This window comes from Streptomyces sp. N35 (assembly GCF_016464295.1).
Taxonomy (GTDB): Bacteria; Actinomycetota; Actinomycetes; order Streptomycetales; family Streptomycetaceae; genus Streptomyces.
In genome coordinates this window covers 56,326-64,211 of record NZ_JAEIMH010000050.1, presented here as the reverse complement: position 1 = coordinate 64,211, position 7,886 = coordinate 56,326, and the positions used below count along the sequence as shown (strand labels likewise).

The 7,886-nt window shown below is 66.5% G+C and carries 5 protein-coding genes and 1 pseudogene; all 6 read right to left on the bottom strand.

Annotation, left to right across the window (positions count from 1 at the left end):
- Positions 1-748: 748 nt before the first annotated feature.
- Positions 749-1,144 (bottom strand): annotated as a pseudogene (locus tag JAO81_RS25770) (single-stranded DNA-binding protein); the annotation flags it as partial.
- A gap of 500 nt (positions 1,145-1,644) precedes the next feature.
- The gene (locus JAO81_RS25765) at positions 1,645-2,085 is read right to left on the bottom strand and encodes a hypothetical protein (protein ID WP_199550315.1); all 441 of its coding nucleotides are present in this window, start codon (positions 2,083-2,085) and stop codon (positions 1,645-1,647) included.
- A gap of 299 nt (positions 2,086-2,384) precedes the next feature.
- The gene (locus JAO81_RS44075; RefSeq protein ID WP_199550314.1) at positions 2,385-2,663 is read right to left on the bottom strand and encodes a WhiB family transcriptional regulator; all 279 of its coding nucleotides are present in this window, start codon (positions 2,661-2,663) and stop codon (positions 2,385-2,387) included.
- A 78-nt stretch (positions 2,664-2,741) separates the two neighbouring features.
- Complete coding sequence (locus JAO81_RS25755; RefSeq protein ID WP_199550313.1) at positions 2,742-4,022, bottom strand: cell wall protein; 1,281 nt, start codon at positions 4,020-4,022, stop codon at positions 2,742-2,744.
- A gap of 1,397 nt (positions 4,023-5,419) precedes the next feature.
- Positions 5,420-6,355: a hypothetical protein gene (locus JAO81_RS25750; protein WP_199550312.1), complete on the bottom strand. Its 936-nt coding sequence runs from the start codon at positions 6,353-6,355 to the stop codon at positions 5,420-5,422.
- Entirely contained in the window at positions 6,348-7,241 is an 894-nt protein-coding gene (locus JAO81_RS25745; protein ID WP_199550311.1) for a ParA family protein, read from the bottom strand. The genes JAO81_RS25750 and JAO81_RS25745 overlap by 8 nt, the downstream gene beginning before the upstream one ends.
- Positions 7,242-7,886: the final 645 nt, after the last annotated feature.

Below are 7,886 nucleotides of genomic sequence, written 5' to 3'. Positions count from 1 at the left end.
CGGCCGGGCCCGGGAGGGGGGGGGGTCGGGGCCCTGACGGCCGGGGGGGGGGGGGGGGCCGCCCCCGGGGGGGCCGCCGCCCACCACACCCCACCGCCAGCCCGCTACCGACTGCCCCCACCCGCACAGCCCGGCTACCGCACCCGACACATCCGCGACGGCCAGTGGGAATGGTGGTGCGCTTCTCCCGTGAACACCCCCGGCGGACACGGCGAATGCGGCCACACCGGCACCACCGACACCCCCGAGCAGGCCACCGCCAACGCGGTGGAACACCTCGTTTCGGAGCACGCTCTGAAGGCGCAGCCTCCTCCAGGACCCGCTCGGAGCAGTCCGGCAAGCAACACGGCCGCGCCCGGTCCACAGTGAGACCGGCGGGTGTCTTCCTAGGGTCACCCCAACCGCGGCCCATGGGCGCATGGCCGCAGCGTCGTACCCGGCCCCCTCCGCTCGGGCCGGGTACGACCACCACCCCATGACGCAGTCGGAGTAGCCCGGCAGGCGCGCGCAAGCTATCTACCGCACAGTGATCGTGGGTGTCGTCTACGGGGCACTCGCCGCGGCCATGGGGCACATGGACCGCACTGTCGTACCCGGCACGTCGTCGGGCCGGGTACGACCACCCACCCCCAGGAACATCTGCACGGCGCAGCGCAGTCGGACGGCCATAGCGCCGGCGTCCACGGTCCCGTCCGGCTGGCCGAGGTCTGGGTCAGAAGGGGTGCGGCTCTGCTCCGGGCCGGGACTGCCCGTTCTGTGCCGGAACCCCCTGCGCAGCGCCATAGGCCTTGGTGACCTGGGCCCTCGCATACGTGAGGGACACCGCGACCTCCTCGGCATCAAGCTCGAGCACGGTGCGGCGCTGCCCCTCGTTGTCGTCGAAGGTGCGCTGCTTGAGCCGGCCCGTCACGATCACCCGCGCACCCCGCGTCAGCGAGCTCGCCGCGTTCTCGGCGGCTTGCCGCCAGATCGAACACCGCAGAAACAACGGCTCCCCATCCACGAACTCACTGCGCTCCCGGTCAAAGGTGCGCGGCGTGGACGCCACGGTGAAATTCGCCACCGCCAACCCGGAGTTCGTATGCCGCAACTCCGGATCCGCAGTCAGATTCCCCACCACCGTCACCAACGTCTCACCCGCCATACCGCCACCACCTTCCGTCCCGCTGATCCTGTACCGGCCCACCGTATCGGCGACCCATGACACCCGAACCAGACCACAAGGCCCGCCGGACGCGGTCGGAGCAACCCGGCAGGCATACGACCCGCGCCCCGTGCACCCTGGCAAGGGATGGCCTGTCGTCGGGCCACCCACCAGCGGCCCATGGGCACATGAGCCGCAGACGTCGTACCCGGCCCCGCGACACGGGCCGGGTACGACCACCAGCCACACCCACACCACCAACTCCCCTCCCAAGGGCAGGGGAGTTGGCTGTCGCCCATTCGAGGGACGCACGCGCGTAGAGGGATGGACGCTCGCCTCGCCCGGCGAGACGCTCCGCAGAAAGTACGAAAACACCCCAGCCTGCTGGAGGGACCGGCCGTGTGAGCGCGGCCGGCCCCGCGCCCTGGGTGGTGCGGCAGGCACCCCAGGCCTGCCGCACCGCCCAGGCCCACCCAGACCCTGCGAACGAACTGCAGTGGTCAGGCCAGGGTGAAGCCACGGTGATCGTCAAGGCGCAGCTGCGTTTCGTCGCTCTCCTCTGCAGCCTCCAGTGCCGCCTGCAGCTTGCTGTGCAACTCGGACTGCGTGCGCTCGGTCAGGCCGACCTCAAAGTGCGTGTAACCGGCGAAGTACTGGAAGCAGCCCGACTCTCCCGTTCCCCCAGCCCACGGGACGTTGTGGAAGCCATGCGGGGTGTCGGCTCCGATCCCGGGGCTGCTATAACTCTCGCGCTGCGCCAAGGCCCGGCAGATTGCACGCGCCTCACCCCAGACGACGAACACCGATGCACTCTCCACCCGCCGACGCCTCACACCCGGGTCGAACTCCGAGTCCCCCAGGCCGGAGGCGAACGACACCACCACCCCGCCCGCGATCACCTCGACCGTGACGCTGTCGACCTCCTGCTCGAACTTCGCCACCAAAACCTCCCCCTCACTGGTCACCTGATGCACACCGCTCCACATGCGGACTTCCATACTCAGACGGGCCTGACACTCCGGCGAGGCGAAGTTTCAACGCCGGCCGCACCTACAAGGGTGGGACGCGTCCTGCCCCACGAACACCCAGCGGCAGAGGCCCAAGGGAATCGAGCACAGCAGCACTACAGCAGGGCGGGCCATTACGCGACACCGACGACGCCCCCTTCTGAGCGGGTTGGACTCCCCAAAGACTCTCCAGGAAACGCGCGCTGGCATCGGCCTGCACGAAACACAGGCCCTCAACGCCGCCGCTCAACCGCCCGGCACGCCTCACAAGGCTCTTCACCACGCCGCAGATGCCGCCGATGGGCAGCCCTCGTCCCGCACGGCCGGTAGTCGCGTACGCGCTGCCCGGAGGGCAGTCCGCGGCCTCGGAACTCATCCGGCGGGAATCCGGCGGCTGCGCGTTGGCTGTTGGTCTCGCCTCCCCACACACCCCACACCCGCTGCTCGCGCGCCCAGGTACGGCAGGAGTCGGCCAGGAGACATGCGGCGCAGATCTGCCGGGCCTGCTGCACGCTCTGCGGCTGGTGTCTCGGGGTCTATGGCCGGGTCCGCGCACCGGGCAGCGGCCACGACCTGGGACCAGGGGTAGTTCATGTGTGGGTTCCGAGCTTGATGCGCCGGTTGCCGGCCACACCGATCGCACGCGAGACCAGGCCGATCCCGTACAGGTCGACGGCGTCGTCGAAATCGTCCTCGGTATGTGCAGCGACCATGCCGAAATCGTGCCATCCGGCATACCGGGCCAGCTTCCGGTCCACATCCGTGCGCACTGCTGCAGCAGGCTCCTCGGGGCCGAAGAGCGCTTCGAGGGACGCCACGTTGGCGGCGGCCTGCTCGACCATCGCCCGCCAGGCCGCGTTGTCCATCGGATCCGCCACCACCGGCGCCTGCTCTCCGGCGTCGGTACCGGGCACAGCGTGGGCGGCAGCCGACTGGTTGAGGCGTGTGTGGATGTAGGACGCGGGATCAGCCGGCCGCCAGGTCAGCATCCACGAGTACAGCTCAGCCGCGATGTCGTGCGCGTCCAGGCCCTGATCCAGCAACGGCCGCAAAACGTACTCGAGACGCCGAAGACGCGCCGTCTGCGTCCAGTTCACCATCGCCCGCACCCGGCGCGTGATCGCAATCCCCCGGGCCACCTGACGCGCCGAACGACGACGAGGAGCCCCGCCGTTGCTGCTGAGGTTTTCAGTCTTGGTGGTCGAGTTGAGGGCTGGCGTGGTTCGGCGGCTCGTGCGCTTGCGCGAGGTGTTGTTAAAACCCCCCACCATCTGAACCTGACCCACTTCCTTAACCACGGTCAGGGAAGGGGGCTCAAGCCCCTTCACGGCAGGCGAGTTATCCACAGGCGCAGAAGCCTCATCAGAGCCGGTCTGAGGGAGGTTGGGGGTGTCCTGGTCGCGCTGGTCGATCACGATCCGGGCCTCGTAGCCGGAGCCGATGATGGTGTGGCCCATCGCGTGGTCGTAGACGGGCGGGATCACCGCCCCGTAGACCGTGGCCGTACCCGCATAGCCGTCCAGGCCCAGGGCACGGCGGATGTTCGTGCTCGAGCCGTGTACCACCCACACCAACGCGCCTAGCTCCCGCAGATACGCGGCATGACGCTTTGTGGTCGCCACCGAGACACCAAGGCGCTGCGCGGTCTCCTCCAGGCAGTAACGGGCCTGCCCCGTCGAGAAATCCATCCGCGCGGCCAAGTCCTCCGCCAGCTTCAGCGTGTTGGCGTTCGCATGCGGATGCAGACCGGCCCCCACCAGCCACCGCACCGCGCGCAGCCAGCCACGCGGACCACTACGCCGCGACTCGGTGTGCTCAACGCTCTGCGCAGCCACACCACGCACCAGCACCCAGCGCGCGGAATCCGCCATGGCGGGGGGTGTTTGAGCCTGATTGGGCGGCAATGAGCGACCAGAAAACGGCAGCACTAGGCCAGCCCTCGAACGGGTAGCTATGATCTGCTCCAGTCGAGAAGGAGATTGGGAAACCCTCATCGCCACCCGGACCACTTGGGGAAGAGGTCAGCCGGGAGCAGCGGGGGTCGATTCAGTTAGAGCTGGTAGTAGCTGTCACCTCACTCTCGACTTCGCAGTGGCCCGGGATTGCACTCCCGGGCCGTTCTGCGTTCTGCACACCCTGCACCAAACCGCCTGTGGACAAGGGCCGGTGCCGTCGGGCTACGGCTGCTCCCCGGGTCGGCTGGGCATCGGCGCTGCAGCGCATGGGAGGCTGAGGGGTGTTGTGACTGAACACGTGGGCCTCCTTGCTGTGCGTGGGTCGTCAGGAAGTTGTGGCCTTGGCGCGAACTGTTGTCGCGGTGGCCGTCTTATTGCGATTGGGGGTGCGGCGGGGCTGGCTCTTTGGGGTTCGAGCCACAACCGCTTCGAGTTCGTCGATCCAGCGCCCGATGGGGAGCCGGAGGACTGTCTGTGCGTCGAGCGGGGAGGGGGCGCCGCCATCGGCGGAGGCGCTCTCTAGCGCGGCCCTCTCAGTCCGGCTGTGGACGACATACGTAGCGCCTTGGAGGACGTACAGCGTCGTCTCTGGCGTGGTTTCGTCATCGGTTACAGCGTTTCGTGTGGCATTGAGAGCTGTGAGCTGCCAGGTGTCGAGGGCATGCTTGACGGATCGAGCCCGAGGCTTGTCGGGCCAGACGAACTGGGACAGCAGCCGGTAGACCTTCAGCACCACAACGTCCGCAGGGAAACAGGGTTCTGACAGGACGCCAGCTTTGATTGCGCGGTAAGCCCAACTTCTGTCGACGTCCGCAGCGACCGCAACTGCGTTGGCGCTGAGGACTTTCCCCGGTGGCATGCGTGGCTCCTGGCTGTGGATAAGACTCCTACTGATCTCACCCTAGCCCAATCGACGCCGCGAGTGCGCTGTCAGCCACATCGGTATGGCGCGTGGTCGGTGTCATGGTCGCGCGGTTGGAGGGCCACTGGGACGGTCTATCAGTAGGTAGTTGGGAAGAACTATCGGTACGCGTATCGGTCTGGCTATCAAGACAGCCATCGATATAACCCCTGGTCAGTTGGGATACGACGTAACGGGGCAGGGCATGCACACGCGCCATCGAGAGCGGCTTGAGAAACGCTGTTGAAGGCCGCGGCAAGGGCTTGCCGGAATTGGCGCAGGTGGTGTGAAAGTCACGCGAGCCGTGTGCTGTTGCAGAAATCTGCCTGCGTGCCGGGCGTGTCGCATTGGCCGACAACACGACGAATGGCCCGTCAGCAGGAGCATGCTGACGGGCCATTCGTATGAGCGATCAGAACAACGACGGCAACTTCAAGGGAGGTAGCGGGCCCGCCTCCCGAAGACGCGTCAGAAAACTGAGCATCAGGGCAGAGGTGACGTACAGCCCCTTGCGGGCGAAGTCCGCCTCGTCACACAACTCCTTCAAAGCCCGCTGCTTCTCGTCGGCTTCCGGACTCAGCCGCAGAGTTGTCTTGTCTCCCTTGGGCAAGGCACCCCGAAAACGAGCAGACAACTGCTCGTACTGGTCGACGATCGCGTCGACATCCATCGGCGCATCGAGCAGAACGATGTTCATGTAGTGCCCGCGGGCGAGCTCGCGATTCCCCGAGGAGCGCCGATCGTTGCCGATCTGCGTGCGAAGCGCATCCCACAAGGGCGGGATCATGTTCGCCCCGCTCGACACCCATACGCGCGAACGAGTCCTGGAATCTTCGAACGAGGCATGGAGCTTGGCATGACACGGCGCCATTTCCTCATCCGGTACTGGACGCTGAGTTGCTCCTCGACGGCTCGTGGAGCGCCCTGTGGAGGTCGCGCGCTTGGCAGGAGCAGGCGCCTTGCTGGCGGCATTGAGGGGCGCAGGGGGGCGTTCGTCAGCTGGCACCGCAGGAGCCTGGTCCGACGCCGCCCGCTGTTCGGAGTCTGGAGTAGAGCTGCCCTGCGACGGCACCTCGGCAACAGTCGACCCTGTCTCCCCCACCGGAGTCGGCGGGGCCTCGGGCATTTCAGCAGACGGTGACGCCGGGGCGGCCGCTCCCAGAAATCCTGCGTCTGCCACAGCCTCCCCTTGGGCGGTCAAGGCTGCTGCTCGAGCGGCTCGTTCCTCAGCGGACGACCCGCGACGGGAGCCCTTAGGGCGGCGTGAGATGGCGGCGAACGGCTGGTCGGCAGGCTTCTTCTTGGCGCCGTCAGTGTTCTTCAGCGTGTCCTTGGCGGCGTCAGACATGGCTCTGCTCCCTGGCGTCGAGCACTTCGGAAGCAGTGGGAGCAATCGTCCATTCAGCTTCCTCTGTGTCCATGCGATGCAGAACCTCGGCGAGCAGTGCGGCATAGCGCTTGCCGCATGCCGTGCGCGCGAACGCAGCAGAGGCCGGCACACCGCCCCCGTAAGCGCGGGAGATGCGGGCGTCCTCGCGGATGTCAGTGACAAAAGGCAACAGGCCAGCGTCGACCATGAGGTCGCGGACGTCGATCTCTTCCGAGCTCCACTCGGAGGGTGCGTGGGACGCGTTCAGCACAGCACCGAGGTACTTCGGGTTGGCCACGCCAGTGCGGTCGGGGACGTGCGTGATCGTCGCACGCATAGCCACGGCCCCTTCGACCGTAGCCAGCTTCGGCATGCACAGAGTCAACGCATAGTCACTCGCAGCCAACGCGACGGCATTCAGCGCTTCCACGGCTGGCGGAGTGTCGATGACGACGTAGTCGAACTCCTCTTGCACGGAGTCCAACAGACTCCCCAGGACATGCGCCTTGTCGCGTCCAGCTGCATGGAGGATGTGCTGCGCATTGGCCATCGTGCGCTGCTCGGATGCAAGGACACTGAGCTTGCCGTGGTTCGGCCACTTGGCGAGGATCTCGCTGCGGTCAATGACGATGTCCTCAACGCCAGTGTCGACACCCTGCGCTGCAGCTTGAAGCTTGAGACCGAGTGAGAGCTTGAGCGTGGACTGGTCGAGGCGCACTCCAAGGGCGGCGCCGGCCTGGGCCTGGGGTTCCACATCGACGACGAGTACATCTGCGCCGCCAAGAGCGAGGCCTGCGGCCAGATTGACAGCCGTCGTTGTCTTTCCGGGGCCGCCCTTCTGGCTGACGATGCTGATTCTCTCCACGATGTGTTCTCTCCTCGGCGAGAGGTCGGTAGTTGGAGCGGCACAGCTCCACGTTCCAGCCAAAGAGCCCGGTTTGGGCCTGTCTGGCCACCCCGAAGAGCGTCATTCATGTTGCTGTCAGCGAGTTCGCGTGACGGGGTGACCATAACAGTTTTGGTGCGCAAGTCTCAGGAGCGGCGTGTCGTTGCTGCCGAGAGGGATTGGGATGCAACACGACCCTGCCGAGTCCCCGTGGTCGTCAGCCGCGAGCTGCACCTGTGCGGCGCGGTACGCCGGCTAGAGGCGTCGCTCCGGTGGTGCGGCAGTAGGTGGCAGAGCTGGGACGGCGGATCGCACCTTCTTCGGTCGATAGGTAGGAGCGGGTGGTCGCTCCTTGGATCGAGCTGCCGCTAGTACGGGCTTTGGTCTGCTGGGAGTTCCGGAAGTAGGCGCGTAGCTACGGGTGGAAGCACCTAGGTAGGTGCGGCATGAAGTACGGACAAGCGGTGACAGAAGCGTTCGTAGTTGAGGTGAACCGGTCGGAAGGTAGGCAGGGCCGTCGGAGGTCCATACGTGCAGAGGTAGGTGAGGAGGGTAGTTCAGAAGATCGTGCGAACCGTAGTTAGTCCTAAGGGACCGAAGCTCAGAGGTAGAGAAGTGGAAGCG

Bases quoted from the DNA above. Each gene is read 5' to 3' on its own strand.
- JAO81_RS25750 (WP_199550312.1), bottom strand. From the start codon at position 6,355: ATGTCTGACGCCGCCAAGGACACGCTGAAGAACACTGACGGCGCCAAG.
- JAO81_RS25755 (WP_199550313.1), bottom strand. From the start codon at position 4,022: ATGGCGGATTCCGCGCGCTGGGTGCTGGTGCGTGGTGTGGCTGCGCAG.